The organism is Micromonospora sp. DSM 45708 (genome assembly GCF_039566955.1).
GTDB lineage: Bacteria > Actinomycetota > Actinomycetes > Mycobacteriales > Micromonosporaceae > Micromonospora.
The window spans coordinates 1,250,437-1,265,344 of record NZ_CP154796.1 but is presented as its reverse complement, the minus strand read 5'-3'; the positions used below and the strand labels follow the sequence as shown (position 1 = coordinate 1,265,344).

Below are 14,908 nucleotides of genomic sequence, written 5' to 3'. Positions count from 1 at the left end.
GGCAGCTACGAGGTGGGAGCCACGTCACGATGAGCGATCGTCTTTGCACCGTCCTGCTCTACAGCGACGACCCGAAGGTCCGGGACCGGATGCGGCTCGCCGTCGGCACCCGGCCGGCGCCCGGCATCGAGATCGAGTTCGTCGAGGCGTCCGACTACGCCGGCTGCGTCCGGCTGGTCGACGACTACGAGATCGACCTGCTGGTGCTCGACGGCGAGGCGAGCCCGGGCGGCGGCATCGGCATCGCCCGGCAGATCAAGGACGACCGGGACGACGCGCCGCCGACCTGCGTGGTGCTGGCCCGCGCCGCGGACCGCTGGCTCGCCGCGTACGCCGAGGTCGACGCCACGCTGACCCACCCGCTGGACCCGGTGATCGCCGGCAGCACGGTGGCCGAGCTGCTGCGCCGCACCCACGCCGCGGCCTGATCCACCCTGCGGCGCCACGGCGACGCGGCCGTGGCGCGCCCCCAACCGCTTTCCTCACGCCGCTCGGGAGGCCCGCCATGGGCGAACGGACCTGGCCGCTTCTGCTCAACGCGCTGCTGCGCGGCGAGGAGCTCTCCGCCGCCGACACCGCCTGGGCGATGGGCGAGATCATGGCCGGCTCGGCCACCCCGGCGCAGATCGCCGGCTTCGCCGTGGCGCTGCGCACCAAGGGTGAGACCCCGGCCGAGCTGGGCGGCCTGGTCGAGACGATGCTGACCCGGGCCGTGCCGGTGCACCTGCCCGAGGAGATCCGCGCCACCGCGCTCGACGTGGTGGGCACCGGCGGCGACCTCGCCCACACGGTCAACATCTCCACCATGGCGGCGCTGGTGGTCGCCGGCGCGGGCGTCCGGGTGGTGAAGCACGGCAACCGGGCCGCTTCCTCCTCCTGCGGCACCGCCGACGTGCTGGAGCAGCTCGGCGTGCCGCTCGACCTGGCTCCGGAGCAGGTGGCCCGCTGCGTCACCGAGGCCGGCATCGGCTTCTGCTTCGCCGCCCGCTTCCACCCCGGCATGCGGCACACCGGCCCGGTCCGGCGCGAGATCGGCGTACCCACGGCGTTCAACTTCCTCGGCCCGCTGACCAACCCGGCGCGACCCCGGGCGGGTGCGGTCGGCTGCTTCGACAGGCGGATGGCGCCGGTGATGGCCGCCGTCTTCGCGGCGCGCGGCGACTCGGCGATCGTGCTGCGCGGCGAGGACGGGCTGGACGAGTTCAGCACCGGCGCGCCGACCCGGGTCTGGGTGGCGCAACAGGGCACCGTCAGGGAGTCGCTGCTGGACGCGGCGGAACTCGGGGTGCCCCGGGCCACCCTCGCCGACCTGCGCGGCGGAGACGCCGTCTACAACGCCGACGTGGTCCGGCGGCTGCTGGCCGGGGAGACCGGTCCGGTGCGCGACAGCGTGCTGGTGAACGCCGCGGTCGCGCTGGCCACCCAGGGCCCGCTCGACGGCGACCTGCACGAGGCGCTGCGCGCCAACCTGGACCGGGCCGCCGAGTCGGTCGACTCGGGCGCCGCCGCGACCGTGCTGGAGCGCTGGCTGGAGGTCGCGCGCACCGCCTGAACGGTGGGTGTCGGACCCCCGTGCCAAACTACAGGGGAGTAATTTTCCGTTTTCGGTCGATAGCTCTGTCGGTCCACGGCGCCCCGCCACGGCCGGCACCGGAGCGAAAGGAGACGCCCGTGTCGGACCGCGAGCTCTACTGCGACACCTGTGAGGGCGTCGTGCTGTTCGAGGCGCCGCTCTGCGGCGACGGGCACGGCGCCGACTGCCCGGAGCTGGCCTGCACCGGCTGCGGCGCGGCCGTGCTGATCGCCTCGTTCGCGTCGCCCGCCCCGCGTCGCGCCCGCGGGCGTGCCCCCCGCCCCGCCCACCGCCACGCCGCCTGACCCCATCCCGCACCGGTCCGGACGACCGCCGGGCGCCCCAGGCCCGCCCGGCACCCCAGGCGAGGCGACCCCGGCCCCCACTCCGTGACCAAGGAGTTCGCGTCGGAGCAGGGAACCGCGCGGACGCAAACCCCTTGATCAGGCGATTGGGGGCCGGGAAAAGCCGCAGGCCCGCGGCCCCGGAGGGGGCGCGGGCCTGCGGCGGAGACGGTGCGGGTCAGTGTTCGGCGGTGCGGCGGGTGCCGGAGTAGTACTCGAAGAGCAGCCCGCAGGCGGCGAAGACCACCGCCACCAGGCCCAGGCCCAGCAGCCAGAACTGCCAGAACACGAGCCCCAGGCCGGCGAGCGCGGCGGCCAGGGCCAGGCCGAACGGCCAGTAGCTGCCCGGGCTGAAGAAGCCGATCTCGCCGGCGCCGTCGGCGATCTCGCCGTCCGCCCGGTCCTCCGGGCGCAGGTCGATCCGCCGGGAGACGAACCAGAAGAAGCCGCCGCACATCGTGCACAGCAGGAAGGAGAGCAGCAGCGCCACGGTGCCGACCCACTCGACCCGGCCGCCGCTGTCGCCGTACGTCCAGGCGGCGTAGAGCACGGTCGCGCCGAGGAGGAACGCGGCGATGGTCAGGAAGATCTTCCACTCGGTCTTCATGCCGAACCTCTCAGCTTCCCGCGCCGGCCGACGCGTCGGACGGGTTGAAGTTGGCGGTGTTGCGCCGCGTGTCGAACGGCTTGGTCTCGGTGGCGTACTCGGGCTCACCGATCGCCTTGAGCGCGTCCTGGGTCGAGTTGCCGGCCTTCTTGGCGGCCAGGAACTGGTCGAACTTCGCCGGCGAGACGACCCGCAGCTCGAAGTTCATGAACGCGTGGTAGCTGCCGCACAGCTCGGCGCAGCGGCCGACGAACGCGCCCTCCTGGTCGATGCTGGAGACCTCGAACGTGTTGCGGACGTTGCCCGGCATGACGTCGCGCTTGAACAGCAGCTCCGGCACCCAGAACGAGTGGATGACGTCGCGGCTCTGCTCCTCGAACCGGATCGACCGGCCGCTCGGCAGCACCAGCACCGGGATGACCTCGCTGGTGCCCAGCGTCGAGGCGACCGTGTTGGCCTCCCGGCCCTGACCGTCACGGTAGTTGAACTGCCAGTTCCACTTGAACGCGACGACCTCGACGGTGACGTCGGGGTTCTTCGTCTCCTTGTTCACGTCGGTCTGCACGACCGCCGTGTAGTAGAAGAGCACGGAGACCACGAGGATCGGCGCGATGGTGTAAAGGAACTCCATCGGCAGGTTGTAGCGGGTCTGCACCGGCAGCTCGTTGCCGCGCTTGCGGTAACGGACCACGCACCAGAAGATCAGGCCCCAGACGAACACGCCGACCGCCAGCGCCGCGATGCAGGACGCGATCCACAGGTCGTACATCCGGTGCGACTCGGGCGTGATGCCACCCTGGGGCCAGCCGAAGCCGCCGAACGTCTTGCCGACGTCACAGCCGGTGAGCGCAACCAGCAGCGCCGCTCCGCCGAGACCGAGCCCGGCGAGTCGACCAGCACCACGCCGCCGACGCCCACCGGCCCCCGGGGAAGCGCTGTGCCGTACGGCCGACGGCCGTACCTCCGAACTCCTTGCGACCACCTGGTCCTGCCTCCCTAGCGCGCCGCGGCGGTTGTTCTCCTGACACCGACGGCAAAGGCGTCACCGACGGTCGCAGATTACTCGACCATGGCGGGCCAGGCGGTCTTGGGGTCACTGTCCGCCCCCTTCGGGGAGATCGTGGGCGGACCCGGGCGATAGCGTGGAGGACCATGAGCGCCTCCCCGGTCTACCTGGACGCCGCCTCCGCCGTCCCGCTCCATCCGGTCGCGCGGCAGGCGCTGCTGGCCGCCCTGGACGACGGCTGGGCCGACCCGGCCCGGCTCTACGCGCCGGCCCGCCGGGCCCGCCAACTCCTCGACGCCGCCCGGGAGGCCGCCGCGCAGACGCTCGGCGTCCGCGCCGACGAACTCTCCTTCACCCCCAGCGGTACGGCCGCCGCGCACGCCGCCGTGCTGGGCGGACTGGCCGGGCGGCGGCGGGCCGGCACGACGCTGGCGCACTCGGCGATCGAACACTCGGCGGTGCTGCACGCGGCGCAACGGCACACCGCCGGTGGGGGCGACGCGGTCTCCGTACCCGTGGACCGGCTCGGCCGGCTCGACCTGGACGCCTGGGCGGCGGCGGTGACCGCCCCCGGTGTGGCGCTGGCCGCGCTGATCGGGGCCAGCCACGAGGTGGGCACCGTGCAGCCGGTGCCGGCGGCGGCCGAGGTGTGCGCCGAGGCGGGCGTCCCGCTGTACGTGGACGCGGCCCAACTGGTCGGCCGGGCGCCGCTGCCGGCGGGTTGGTCGGTGCTGACCGCCAGCGCGCACAAGTGGGGCGGGCCGCCCGGCGTCGGCCTGCTGGTGGTGCGCAAGGGCACCCGGTGGGAGTCGCCGTACCCGGCCGACGAACGGGAGTCGGGGCGTACCCCGGGGGTGGTGAACCTGCCGGCGGTGGTGGCCGCGGCGGCGAGCCTGCGCGCGGCGGTGGCCGACGCGGCGGCCGAGGCGGCCCGGCTGGCGCCGCTGGTGGACCGGATCCGGGCCCGGGTGGCGGCGGAGGTGCCGGACGTGGAGGTGGTCGGCGACCCGGTGGACCGGCTCCCCCACCTGGTGACGTTCTCCTGCCTGTACGTGGACGGCGAGGCGCTGCTGCACGCGCTGGACCGGCGCGGCTTCGCGGTCTCCTCCGGTTCGTCCTGCACCGCGTCGACGCTGCGCCCGTCGCACGTGCTGGAGGCGATGGGGGTGCTGTCGCACGGCAACGTGCGGGTGTCGCTGCACCGGGAGACCACCGAGGCGGACGTGGAGCGGTTCCTCACCGAACTGCCCGGCATCGTCGCCGACCTGCGCGCCGAGGCGGGGGTGACCGGCCTGTGAGCGGGGAGCGAACCGGTCCGGCGAGCCCCGCAGCCGGGAACGACGGCGACCCGGTGGGCGCGGGGAGCGAGCCGGTCGAGGTGCTCGACTGCCGGGGCCAGCGCTGCCCGCTCCCGGTGATCAACCTGGCCCGCCGGCTGCCCGACCTGCCGACCGGGGCCGTGGTCCGGGTGCTGGCCGACGACCCGGCCGCGGCCGTGGACATCCCGGCCTTCTGCCGGATGCGCGGCCACGAGTTCCTCGCCGCCCACCCGGACCGGGGCCCCGCCTACGACATCCGCCGCGCCCCCTGACCGCACCCACCGCACCCACCGCACGCGGCGGGCCCGGCGGGCCCGGCGCAGATTCACGGAAAGAGTGGCTTCCAGGCCGGAATTGGCCACGCTTTCCGTGAATCTGCGCGGGCGGATTGGGGGGGTGGGGGGTCAGGTCAGGTAGGCGAGGATGCCGGGGAGGGGGTCGGTCGCCACGGCGGTGTCGACCACCAGGCGGGGGCCGATCAGCGGCTCGTACCCGGCGCGGCGTAGCAGCGTCTGCTCCCAGGTCACGGTCGCCTGCTCGCCGGGCGGCCGGGTCTCGACCCGACGCCGGTGCTCCGCCTCGTCACCGCAGTGCACCTCGATCACCCGCAGCGGCACGCCGGCCCGTTCGGCCAGGTCGTGCCAGAGACCGCGGGCGGAAGCGACCGGGTTCACCGCGTCGACCACCACGCTCAACCCGAGGCCGAGCTGCACCTCGGCGAGCCCGGCGACCGCGCCGTACGCGGCCATCCCGGGCACGTCGCCGACCAGTCCGTAGCGGCCCAGGGCCCGTTCGACCGGGTCGACCGGGAGGACCGGGGCGCGCAGCGCGGCGCCGACCCGGACGGCGAGCGTGCTCTTGCCCACGCCGGGCAGCCCGGCGAAGGCGACCAGCACCGGCCCGCCCGAGCCGGGGCGGACCGCCTCCGGGCCCACCCCGCCGGCCGGGCCGGTCGCCCCGCTCACAGCAGGTGCGGCCGGACGTCCTCGGCGGCCGAGTCCCCGTACGACTCGGCGAGCCGCTTCACGAACAGGTCCCGCCGGACCTCGTACTCCTGGCCGCCGAAGTTCTCCAGCACCAGGGTGGCCAGCAGGCAGCCGACCTGGGCGGCGCGCTCCAGCCCGACGCCCCAGTCGAGCGCGGCGAAGAAACCGGCCCGGAAGCCGTCGCCGACGCCGGTCGGGTCGACCGCCTGGATCTCCCGCGCGACCGGCACCCGGACGGTGCCGACCTCCCGGCCGGCGATCTCCACCCCGTGCTTGCCCAGCGTGGTGACCCGCACCTTCACCCGGTCCAGCAACTGCTCGTCGGTCAGGCCGGCCTTGCTCAGCAGCAGCGACTTCTCGTACTCGTTGGTCATCAGGTACTCCGCGCCGTCGACCAGGCCGAGCACGTCCGCGCCGTCCATGCGGGCGAGCTGCTGGGACGGGTCGGCGACGAAGGCGTAGCCGCGCTCGCGGCACTCGGCGGAGTGCCGGATCATCGCGGCCGGGTCGTTGGCGCTGACCAGAACCAGGTCGAGGCCGCCGAGACGCTGCGCCACCGGGGCCAGCTCGATGTTGCGGGCCTCGCTCATCGCCCCGGCGTAGAAGGACGCGATCTGGCACATGTCGGTGTCGGTGGTGCAGACGAAGCGGGCCGTGTGTGCCACGTCGCTGACGTGCACCGAGTCGCAGTCGACACCGTGCCGCTCCAGCCAGGAGCGGTAGTCGGCGAAGTCCGCCCCGACCGCGCCGAGCAGCACCGGCCGCAGCCCGAGCTGGGCCATGCCGAACGCGATGTTGGCCGCGGTGCCGCCGCGCCGGAGCACCAGCTCGTCGACGAGGAAGGAGAGCGAGACCTTGTCGAGCTGGTCCGCGATGAGCTGGTCGGCGAAGCGACCGGGAAAGCTCATCAGGTGGTCGGTCGCGATCGAGCCGGTCACGGCGATCTTCATGTCAACCCTCGTGGTCGGGAGCACGGCGCGGTCAGCCTACCGGGCGTTTCGGCGCTCCGGTCGATGTCGGTCGTGAACCGGTTGTTCTCCGCACATTCGCGTATCAACGAAAACGGCGGAACCATCCCGGAAGGGATGGTTCCGCCGTTCGGCGGGGCGTCTCGGCCCGTCGACTCAGCTGAACGAGTCGCCGCAGGCGCAGGAGCTGCCGGCGTTCGGGTTGTCGATGGTGAAGCCCTGGGCGTCGATCCGGTCGGCGAAGTCGATCGTGGCGCCGGTCAGGTAGGGGGCGCTCATCCGGTCGACGACGACCTCGACACCACCGAAGTCGGTGACGACGTCACCGTCGAGCGACCGCTCGTCGAAGAAGAGCTGGTACCGCAGGCCGGAGCAGCCGCCCGGCTGCACGGCGACCCGGAGCCGCAGGTCGTCGCGGCCCTCCTGCTCGATCAGGGCCTTGACCTTCTGCGCCGCGACGTCGGTGAGGACGACGCTGCTGGGGGCCTCCTTGGCCTCGGTCGACTCGGTCTGCGCTGGCGTGGTCACGTGGAAGTCTCCCTGCGCGGTATGAGGTCCGGACGTACTGGCCAACGCCGCACGTCCGCCAGTATTCCCGGTGGTCCGTCTCCGATCGTACGCCGCTGTCGGCTCGATCACCCGGCGGCGTGACCAGCGGAACGCCTCAGCGGCTCCACTGGCCGGCCAGCCGGGCGCCGAGCGCGCGCAGCCCCTCGGCCGGCCGCTCCATCGCCGCCGCCACTCCCCCGCGCTGCTCGCCGCCGAAGTGCTCGACCAGGCTGTGCGCCTCGGTGACGCCGGCCGCGGCGGCCTCCCGCCGCCCGGTGCTCACCCGTCCGGCCAGCACCACGCACGGCACCCCGCGGTCGCGGGCCGCCCCGGCCACGCCGGCGACCACCTTGCCGCGCAGCGACTGGTGGTCGAACGAGCCCTCGCCGGTGATCACCAGGTCGGCGGCGTCCAGGGCGGCGTCCAGGCCGACCGCGCGGGTGACCAGGCCGATGCCCGACTCGCGCCGGCCGCCGAGGGCCAGCACCGCCGCGCCGAGGCCACCGGCCGCGCCGCCGCCGGGCAGCGCGCCGAGGTCGGGCGGGCACCCGGGCAGCGCCTCGACCAGCACGGTCGCCCAGCGCTCCAGCGCGGCGTCCAGCAGCAGCACGTCCGCCCGGTCGGCGCCCTTCTGCGGCCCGAAGACGCTGCTCGCGCCGTGCAGCCCGAGCAGCGGGTTGTCCACGTCGGTGGCGGCGACCAGCGCCGCGCCCCGCAACCGGGGTACGCCGTCGAGCGCGGCCACCCCGGCCAGCGCCGCCCCGCCGTACGGCAGCGCCCGGCCGGCGGAGTCGAGCGGGGTGACGCCGAGCGGCACGAGCATCCCGGCGCCGCCGTCGTTGGTGGCGGAACCGCCCAGCCCGAGCACCACGGTCCGCGCGCCCGCCTCGACCGCGGCGGCGACCAGCAGACCCAGGCCGTACGAGGTGGTGGCCTTCGGGTCACGTTCGGCGGCGGACAGCAGGTGCAGGCCGCACGCCTGCGCGCTCTCCAGGTACGCCACGCCGTCGTCGGTGAGCAGGATCTCACCGGCGGCGGGCCGGCCGAGCGGGTCGACAGTGTGCACCGGCAGCCGCCGCCCGCGCAGCGCCCCGGCGAGCACCGCGACGAACCCGGGCCCCCCGTCGGCGAGCGGTCGGAGCAGCAGGTCGTCGTCGGGGGCGACGGTCCGCCAGCCCTCGGCCACCGCGGCGGCCACCTCCGGGGCCGGCAGGGTTCCGGCGAACTTGTCCGGACAGAGCAGCACGCGCATGCGCAGCAGTGTGGCAGGCCACATCCGTGGCGGCTGCGCGGCGGCCGGGCTGTGGGACCATGGGGGCGTGACTTCGACCTGGGTTGAGCCCTCCAACACGGCCACTGCGCTGCTGCTCCTCGGCCGCGGCAGCGATCCCGCCACCGAGCGTGGCGTGGAGTGTCCGGGTGACCTCCCCGCGCCGAGCGATCCCGACCTGGTGGCCCGCGCGACCGCCGCGAAGGCCGCGCTCGGCACCAAGGTCTTCGTGCTGGGCCACCACTACCAGCGCGACGAGGTGATCCAGTTCGCCGACGTGACCGGCGACTCGTTCAAGCTGGCCCGGGAGGCGGCGGCCCGCCCGGACGCGGAGTACATCGTCTTCTGCGGCGTGCACTTCATGGCCGAGAGCGCGGACATCCTGACCTCGGACGCGCAGAAGGTGATCCTGCCCGACCTCGCCGCCGGTTGCTCGATGGCCGACATGGCCGTGTTGTCGCAGGTCGAGGCCGCCTGGGACACGCTGACCGACCTGGGCGTGGCGGCGGACACCGTCCCGGTCACGTACATGAACTCGTCGGCCGACATCAAGGGCTTCGTCGGCCGGCACGGCGGCGTGGTCTGCACCTCGTCGAACGCCAAGCGGGCGCTGGACTGGGCGTTCGAGCAGGGCCGCAAGGTGCTGTTCCTGCCCGACCAGCACCTGGGCCGCAACACGGCGGTGCTGGAGATGGGCTTCTCGCTCGACGACTGCGTGCTCTACGACCCGCACAAGCCGGGCGGCGGGCTCACCGCGGAGCAGCTACGCGACGCGAAGATGATCCTGTGGCGCGGGCACTGCTCGGTGCACGGCCGGTTCACGCTGGAGAGCGTGAACGACGTGCGGGCGCGGGTGCCCGGCGTCAACGTCCTGGTGCACCCGGAGTGCCGCCACGAGGTGGTCATCGCCGCCGACCTGGTGGGCTCCACCGAGTTCATCATCAAGGCCGTCGAGGCGGCCCCGGCCGGCTCGGCGTGGGCGGTGGGCACCGAGCTGAACCTGGTACGCCGGCTCGCGCTGGCCCACCCGGACAAGCAGATCATGTTCCTCGACCGGGCGGTCTGCTACTGCTCGACGATGAACCGGATCGACCTGCCGCATCTGGTGTGGGCGTTGGAGGAGTTGGTCGCCGGCCGCGTGGTCAACCAGATCACGGTGGATCCGGAGACCGCCGGTCATGCCCGCGCGGCGCTGGACCAGATGCTGGCGCTGCCGGGCGCCTGATCACCCTCGGTGAGTTCGCTGGCACGGAAACGCACCGGAGGCCCCGGTTCGTGCCCCCGCTGGCGATGTGACCGATTCCATTCTCGTCACGGAGGGCTATGCTGCCGGGGCGACGACATACGCGTGCCTGTTTTCCCATGGCCGCGATCCGGGTAGCGATGACAATCGTGAGCCCCTCACCTACACGGCAACACCCAACGCGCTGGAGGTTGCGTTGACCGACGACGTCCTGGTCGTACACGGAGGCACTCCGCTCGAAGGGCGGATCCGCGTGCGCGGCGCGAAGAACCTCGTGTCCAAGGCGATGGTGGCCGCTCTGCTCGGCGACACACCCAGCCGGCTGTTCGACGTGCCCCGGATCCGTGACGTCGAGGTGGTCCGCGGGCTGCTCGGCCTGCACGGGGTGAAGGTGACCGACGGCACCGAGGACGGCGAGCTGGTCTTCGACCCGTCCAACGTCGAGAGCGCCAGCACCGACCAGATCAACGTGCACGCCGGGTCCAGCCGGATCCCGATCCTGTTCTGCGGACCGCTGCTGCACCGGCTCGGCCACGCGTTCATCCCCGACCTGGGCGGCTGCCACATCGGTCCGCGCCCGATCGACTTCCACCTCCAGGCGCTGCGCGAGTTCGGCGCGACGGTCGACAAGACCCCCGAGGGCCTGCACCTGTCGGCGCCCAACGGGCTGCATGGCACCAAGTTCGCGCTGCCGTACCCGAGCGTCGGCGCCACCGAGCAGGTGCTGCTGACCGCGGTGATGGCCGAGGGCGTCACCGAGCTGCGCAACGCCGCCGTCGAGCCCGAGATCATCGACCTGATCTGCATCCTCCAGAAGATGGGCGCGATCATCAAGGTCCACACCGACCGGGTGATCGAGATCCAGGGCGTCAAGAAGCTGCACGGCTACACCCACCGGCCGATCCCCGACCGCATCGAGGCCGCGAGCTGGGCGGCGGCGGCGCTGGCCACCCGCGGTCACGTCGAGGTGCTCGGCGCGCAGCAGGCCGACATGATGACGTTCCTGAACATCTTCCGCTCCGTCGGCGGCGAGTACGAGGTCACCGACACCCGGCCGCCGAAGCTCGGCGACCCGGGCCAGGAGGGCGGCATCCGGTTCTGGCACCCGGGCGGCGAGCTGAACGCGGTGGCGCTGGAGACCGACGTGCACCCCGGCTTCATGACCGACTGGCAGCAGCCGCTGGTGGTCGCGCTCACCCAGGCCCGGGGCCTGTCGATCGTCCACGAGACGGTCTACGAGCAGCGGCTCGGCTACACCGAGGCGCTGAACACGATGGGCGCCAACATCCAGGTCTACCGGGACTGCCTCGGCGGCACGCCGTGCCGCTTCGGCCGGCGCAACTTCAAGCACTCGGCGGTGATCGCCGGCCCGAGCAAGCTGCACGCGGCCGACCTGGTCATCCCGGACCTGCGGGCCGGGTTCAGCCACCTCATCGCGGCGCTGGCCGCCGAGGGCACCTCCCGGGTCTACGGCGTCGACCTGATCAACCGGGGCTACGAGGACTTCGAGGCCAAGCTGGCTGATCTGGGCGCGCACGTCGAGCGTCCCTGATCCACCCCGTCGTCGGGCCCGGCGCACCGCGATGTGCGGCGGGCCCGACGAGTTGGCTACCCTTGCCGGCGTGCCGTCGCTGTTTCGCCGCAAGTCCGCCGACCTCGTCGAGGAGTCCGTCACCACGGTGACGACCGACGAGGAGTCCGCCGCCGCCCGCCCCCGGGGCTACACGCCCAGCAAGAAGGAGCTCGGGCGGACCACTCCGAAGCGCCCGGCCGCCGGTCGCCGGACCGCCGCGCCGGCCCGCCCGCTGACCAAGGAGGAGGCCCGGGAGCAGCGCCGCGTGGCGCGCGCCGAGGCCAGCGCCGAGTTCCGTCGCGAGGGCGGTCCGCGGGACCGGGGGCCGGAACGGCTGCTGGCCCGCAACGTGGTCGACTCCCGGCGTACGGTCGGCACCTGGTTCTTCGGCGGCGCGCTGATCGTGCTGGTCGGTTCCAACCAGGCCATGCCGCCGATCGTGCGGCTGGTGTCCAACCTGCTCTGGGGCGCGTTGGCCCTGGGCGTGCTGATCGACTCGGTGCTGATCTCCCGGAAGATCAGGAAGCTGGTCCGCGCGCGCTTCCCGAAGAGCACCGAGAAGCTCGGTTCGCTCTACTTCTACGCGATCATGCGGTCGATCACGTTCCGCAAGATGCGCGCGCCCGCCCCCCGGGTCAACATCGGCGACAAGGTCTGAACGGTCGTCAGTCGATCTCGGCCGGGGTGCGGTAGAGGCGGGTGACGACCTCCTCGATGTCCGGCTCCACGATCGAGATGTCCCGCAACGTGGCCAGGCCGGCCAGCCCCGCCACCACCTCGGCGACGCTCGCCCGTTCCAGCGCGAAGACCAGCCGCCGCCCGTCCGCCTCCACGCGCTGCACCGGCGCGCCCGGCAGCACCGGCGTCTCGGGCAGCGCGGTGTCCAGCTCGGCGACCACCATCCGGCGTGAGCCGTACCGGTGGTGCAGCTCCGCGATCGAGCCGTCGTGCACCACCCGGCCGTGGTCGATGACCACGAGCCGCCGGCAGAGCCGTTCGATGTCGGCCAGGTCGTGCGTGGTGAGCACCAGCGTGGTGTCGCCGGCCCGGCCCAGCTCGGCCAGGAAGCCCCGGACCGCCTGTTTGCTGACCACGTCCAGCCCGATGGTCGGCTCGTCCAGGAAGAGCACCTCCGGGCCGTGCAGCAGCGCCGCGGTCAGCTCGCCGCGCATCCGCTGCCCCAGGGAGAGCTGCCGGACCGGGGTGTCCAGGAACGCGTCCAGGTCGAGCAGGTCGCGGCACCGGGTCAGCCGCGCGGCGTGCGCGCCGGCCGGCACCCGGTAGATGTGCCGCAGCAGGTCGAACGAGTCCCGCAGCGGCAGGTCCCACCAGAGCTGGGAGCGCTGCCCGAACACCACCCCGATGCGCAGCGCCAGCCGGGTCCGGTCGGCCACCGGCCGCAGCCCGCAGACCCGCGCGTGGCCCGCCGACGGCATGAGCACACCGGTGAGCATCTTCAGCGTGGTCGACTTCCCGGCGCCGTTCGGGCCGATGTAGCCGAGCATCTCGCCGCGCTCCACCCGCAGGTCGACGCCGTCGACCGCGGTCACCGTCCGTTTCTCGCGGCGCAGCGTCCCGGTCCGGACCCGGACCGTGAACTCCTTGCGCAGCCCGTCCATCTCGATGACGTTCATGACCCCGTACTCCGGTAGTGACGGATACCGACGCGCCAGGCCAGGGCCGCGACCGCTGCCGCGACCAGCGCGACGCCCGGCGCGGCCCAGCCCACCCAGGCCGGCAGGCCCAGCGGGTCGGCGCGGCCGAGCAGCGCCAGCGCCGGGTGGTAACTGACGAACGCGAACCCCATCCCGTACGCGAACAGCGCGCGGAACCACCCGCCGTAGACGGTGACCGGGTACGAGGTGAAGTCGCGTCCGCCGTAGGTGACCGAGTTGGCCAGCTCGCCGGAGTCGACCCAGTAGAACGACACCGTGGCGGTGGTGACGAAGACCGAGGCGAAGAAGACCACCGCGGCCGGCGGGGCGACCACGGCCAGCGCGATCCGGCCCGGCGTCCAGTCGATCCCGGCCGAGGCGAGCGCGAACCCGAGCACGGCCAGGCCGAACACCGCGCGGGACACCTTGCGCAGCGGCAGGTCCATCAGCAGCAGTTGGGGCAACGCGGCGAGCGGGCGGACCAGCACGGCGTCGAACAGGCCGGTGCGCACGTACCGGGGCAGCCGTTCGACGTTGCCGACCAGCAGGTCGGCGGCGGCGAACCCGCACGACGAGAGCCCGACCACGACCAGCGTCTCGCGCAGCGTGAAGCCGCCCAGCTCACGCGTCACCCCGAAGATCACCAGGACGGTGACCACGTCGAACACGGTCGCGCCCAGGTTGCCGACCAGGTCGACCACGAACGACGTGCGGTAGGCCGCCTGTGCACGCGCCTGCGCGCCGAGCAGCGCCCGGTACGCCCGCAGCGCCCCGCCGACGACCTCGACCTCCGCCGCCCGGGGCGCACCGGCGTGCTCAGCCACCCTGCACCACCAGGCGGCGCTCGGCCCGGCGCTGCACCAGCCGGCAGAGCGCCAGCAGCAGCACCGCCCAGCCGAGTTGGAGCCCGACGAGGCCGAGACCTGTCGACATCGGTTCCCGCTCGACCAGCACGTCCAGCGGGACCTGGAGGAGGCTCGGGAACGGGGTGGCGTAGCGCAGGATCGCCTCCAGCCAGCCGGGGAGGAAACCGAGCGGGAAGTAGAGCCCGGCCAGCACGCCCGAGCACAGCGTCCACAGGATCATCGGACCGCGGACGTCCTGCAACCAGTACGCGGTGGCGTTGACCAGGTAGCGGGCACCGAAGCAGACGACCACCGCGAGCACGGTGGAGAGCAGGAACAGCGGCACGGTGGCCCAGTGCCGGGGCAGGTACACCGCGAAGAAGAACGGGCCGACCACCAGCGGGGGCAGCAGCCGGGCGAGCGCGGCGAACCCGGCCCGGCCCAGGTCGACGGCGAGATAGTTGGTCACCGGGTGCACCGGCCGCAGCAGGTCGGCGGCCACCTCGCCGGAGCGGATCCGGTCGGCCAGGTCGGTCCAACCCCAGATCGCGATGACCGCCAGCAGCCCCTGCCCGGCCCAGACGAACGTGGCGAGCTGCGCCCGGTCGTAGCCGGCGACGGTGCCGGCCGCGTCGGTGGCGGCGAGGAAGATGTAGCAGCGCAGGAAGCCGAACACGGTGTTGGTCACCACTCCGGCCACGGCCGCCTGGCGGTAGGTGGCGTGCCGCCGGAACCCGGCCGCCACTATCGCGCCGAATGTCCGAAACCATGGGGTAACGTGTCCGTCGGTGGGTGACGCCACAGTGGCGGTGACCGAGCCCACGCCGTTACCCTCCTTCCGCAGCCAAGACGTGCTGGCCGGGCGACTCTACCGGCACGTCCGACGCCCCAGCGCGACAATTTCCAACGAGGTGACACCGCCGTGAGCGAGCGACGCGAGCCGGTTCCGGGGCCGCGCCGCGCGAGCCGC

At 73.3% G+C, this 14,908-nt stretch carries 17 protein-coding genes; 8 read left to right on the top strand and 9 right to left on the bottom strand.

Annotated elements, in window-relative coordinates; translation table 11 throughout:
- The first annotated feature begins 29 nt into the window (after window positions 1–29).
- The 3 genes from VKK44_RS06110 (at window position 30) to VKK44_RS06100 (ending at window position 1,878) form a co-directional block, all read left to right on the top strand.
- Window positions 30–428, top strand: coding sequence for a hypothetical protein (locus VKK44_RS06110; RefSeq protein WP_343445863.1), 399 nt, complete (start codon window positions 30–32; stop codon window positions 426–428).
- A gap of 77 nt (window positions 429–505) precedes the next feature.
- Entirely contained in the window at window positions 506–1,552 is a 1,047-nt protein-coding gene (gene trpD / locus VKK44_RS06105) for an anthranilate phosphoribosyltransferase (protein WP_343445861.1), read from the top strand.
- A 119-nt stretch (window positions 1,553–1,671) separates the two neighbouring features.
- Window positions 1,672–1,878 carry a hypothetical protein gene (locus tag VKK44_RS06100; protein WP_343445860.1) on the top strand — a complete coding sequence of 69 codons (207 nt, stop codon included), beginning with the start codon at window positions 1,672–1,674 and terminating at the stop codon, window positions 1,876–1,878.
- A 217-nt stretch (window positions 1,879–2,095) separates the two neighbouring features.
- On the opposite strand, the gene VKK44_RS06095 is transcribed toward VKK44_RS06100, so the two are convergent.
- Both VKK44_RS06095 and ctaC read right to left on the bottom strand, forming a co-directional pair.
- Window positions 2,096–2,524, bottom strand: coding sequence for a cytochrome c oxidase subunit 4 (locus VKK44_RS06095; RefSeq protein ID WP_343445859.1), 429 nt, complete (start codon window positions 2,522–2,524; stop codon window positions 2,096–2,098).
- Window positions 2,525–2,534: 10 nt separating this feature from the next.
- The gene (ctaC, locus tag VKK44_RS06090; RefSeq protein WP_343445858.1) at window positions 2,535–3,506 is read right to left on the bottom strand and encodes an aa3-type cytochrome oxidase subunit II; all 972 of its coding nucleotides are present in this window, start codon (window positions 3,504–3,506) and stop codon (window positions 2,535–2,537) included.
- A 170-nt stretch (window positions 3,507–3,676) separates the two neighbouring features.
- Between ctaC and VKK44_RS06085 the strand changes: the two genes are divergently transcribed.
- Entirely contained in the window at window positions 3,677–4,828 is a 1,152-nt protein-coding gene (locus tag VKK44_RS06085) for a cysteine desulfurase family protein (protein ID WP_343445857.1), read from the top strand.
- 53 nt (window positions 4,829–4,881) lie between these two features.
- Window positions 4,882–5,121, top strand: coding sequence for a sulfurtransferase TusA family protein (locus tag VKK44_RS06080; RefSeq protein WP_343447688.1), 240 nt, complete (start codon window positions 4,882–4,884; stop codon window positions 5,119–5,121).
- Between the two features lie 132 nt (window positions 5,122–5,253).
- Here VKK44_RS06080 and VKK44_RS06075 read toward each other — a convergent pair whose 3' ends face one another.
- From VKK44_RS06075 to VKK44_RS06060, 4 genes are all read right to left on the bottom strand, one after another.
- The gene (locus VKK44_RS06075) at window positions 5,254–5,814 is read right to left on the bottom strand and encodes an AAA family ATPase (protein ID WP_343445856.1); all 561 of its coding nucleotides are present in this window, start codon (window positions 5,812–5,814) and stop codon (window positions 5,254–5,256) included.
- Window positions 5,811–6,785 (bottom strand): carbohydrate kinase family protein, encoded by a 975-nt coding sequence (locus VKK44_RS06070; RefSeq protein WP_343445855.1) that lies wholly within the window; start codon window positions 6,783–6,785, stop codon window positions 5,811–5,813. Before VKK44_RS06070 ends, VKK44_RS06075 begins: the two co-directional genes overlap by 4 nt.
- A 174-nt stretch (window positions 6,786–6,959) precedes the next feature.
- Window positions 6,960–7,331, bottom strand: a complete 372-nt coding sequence (gene erpA / locus VKK44_RS06065) for an iron-sulfur cluster insertion protein ErpA (protein ID WP_343445853.1) — start codon at window positions 7,329–7,331, stop codon at window positions 6,960–6,962.
- A 136-nt stretch (window positions 7,332–7,467) separates the two neighbouring features.
- Entirely contained in the window at window positions 7,468–8,628 is a 1,161-nt protein-coding gene (locus VKK44_RS06060; protein WP_343445852.1) for a glycerate kinase family protein, read from the bottom strand.
- A 43-nt stretch (window positions 8,629–8,671) separates the two neighbouring features.
- Between VKK44_RS06060 and nadA the strand changes: the two genes are divergently transcribed.
- The 3 genes from nadA to VKK44_RS06045 all read left to right on the top strand — a co-directional run bounded on the left by nadA (window position 8,672) and on the right by VKK44_RS06045 (window position 12,096).
- Window positions 8,672–9,847: a quinolinate synthase NadA gene (nadA, locus tag VKK44_RS06055; RefSeq protein WP_343445851.1), complete on the top strand. Its 1,176-nt coding sequence runs from the start codon at window positions 8,672–8,674 to the stop codon at window positions 9,845–9,847.
- A 214-nt stretch (window positions 9,848–10,061) separates the two neighbouring features.
- The gene (gene murA, locus VKK44_RS06050; RefSeq protein ID WP_343445850.1) at window positions 10,062–11,417 is read left to right on the top strand and encodes a UDP-N-acetylglucosamine 1-carboxyvinyltransferase; all 1,356 of its coding nucleotides are present in this window, start codon (window positions 10,062–10,064) and stop codon (window positions 11,415–11,417) included.
- A 70-nt stretch (window positions 11,418–11,487) separates the two neighbouring features.
- The gene (locus VKK44_RS06045; protein WP_343445849.1) at window positions 11,488–12,096 is read left to right on the top strand and encodes a DUF3043 domain-containing protein; all 609 of its coding nucleotides are present in this window, start codon (window positions 11,488–11,490) and stop codon (window positions 12,094–12,096) included.
- Window positions 12,097–12,103: 7 nt separating this feature from the next.
- Here the strand turns inward: VKK44_RS06045 and VKK44_RS06040 are convergent, their stop codons facing one another.
- From VKK44_RS06040 to VKK44_RS06030, 3 genes are read right to left on the bottom strand one after another with little or no spacing between them, the layout of a single operon-like run.
- Window positions 12,104–13,072 carry an ABC transporter ATP-binding protein gene (locus tag VKK44_RS06040; protein ID WP_343445848.1) on the bottom strand — a complete coding sequence of 323 codons (969 nt, stop codon included), beginning with the start codon at window positions 13,070–13,072 and terminating at the stop codon, window positions 12,104–12,106.
- Window positions 13,069–13,917, bottom strand: coding sequence for an ABC transporter permease (locus VKK44_RS06035; protein WP_343445847.1), 849 nt, complete (start codon window positions 13,915–13,917; stop codon window positions 13,069–13,071). Before VKK44_RS06035 ends, VKK44_RS06040 begins: the two co-directional genes overlap by 4 nt.
- Window positions 13,910–14,761: an ABC transporter permease gene (locus tag VKK44_RS06030; protein ID WP_343445846.1), complete on the bottom strand. Its 852-nt coding sequence runs from the start codon at window positions 14,759–14,761 to the stop codon at window positions 13,910–13,912. Before VKK44_RS06030 ends, VKK44_RS06035 begins: the two co-directional genes overlap by 8 nt.
- Between the last annotated feature and the right edge of the window lie 147 nt (window positions 14,762–14,908).

Excerpts from the sequence above, each read along its gene's own strand:
- VKK44_RS06070 (WP_343445855.1), bottom strand. The coding sequence starts at position 6,785 with ATGAAGATCGCCGTGACCGGCTCGATCGCGACCGACCACCTGATGAGC.
- VKK44_RS06040 (WP_343445848.1), bottom strand. The coding sequence starts at position 13,072 with ATGAACGTCATCGAGATGGACGGGCTGCGCAAGGAGTTCACGGTCCGG.
- VKK44_RS06085 (WP_343445857.1), top strand. The coding sequence starts at position 3,677 with ATGAGCGCCTCCCCGGTCTACCTGGACGCCGCCTCCGCCGTCCCGCTC.
- trpD (WP_343445861.1), top strand. The coding sequence starts at position 506 with ATGGGCGAACGGACCTGGCCGCTTCTGCTCAACGCGCTGCTGCGCGGC.
- VKK44_RS06060 (WP_343445852.1), bottom strand. The coding sequence starts at position 8,628 with ATGTGGCCTGCCACACTGCTGCGCATGCGCGTGCTGCTCTGTCCGGAC.
- VKK44_RS06095 (WP_343445859.1), bottom strand. The coding sequence starts at position 2,524 with ATGAAGACCGAGTGGAAGATCTTCCTGACCATCGCCGCGTTCCTCCTC.
- VKK44_RS06110 (WP_343445863.1), top strand. The coding sequence starts at position 30 with ATGAGCGATCGTCTTTGCACCGTCCTGCTCTACAGCGACGACCCGAAG.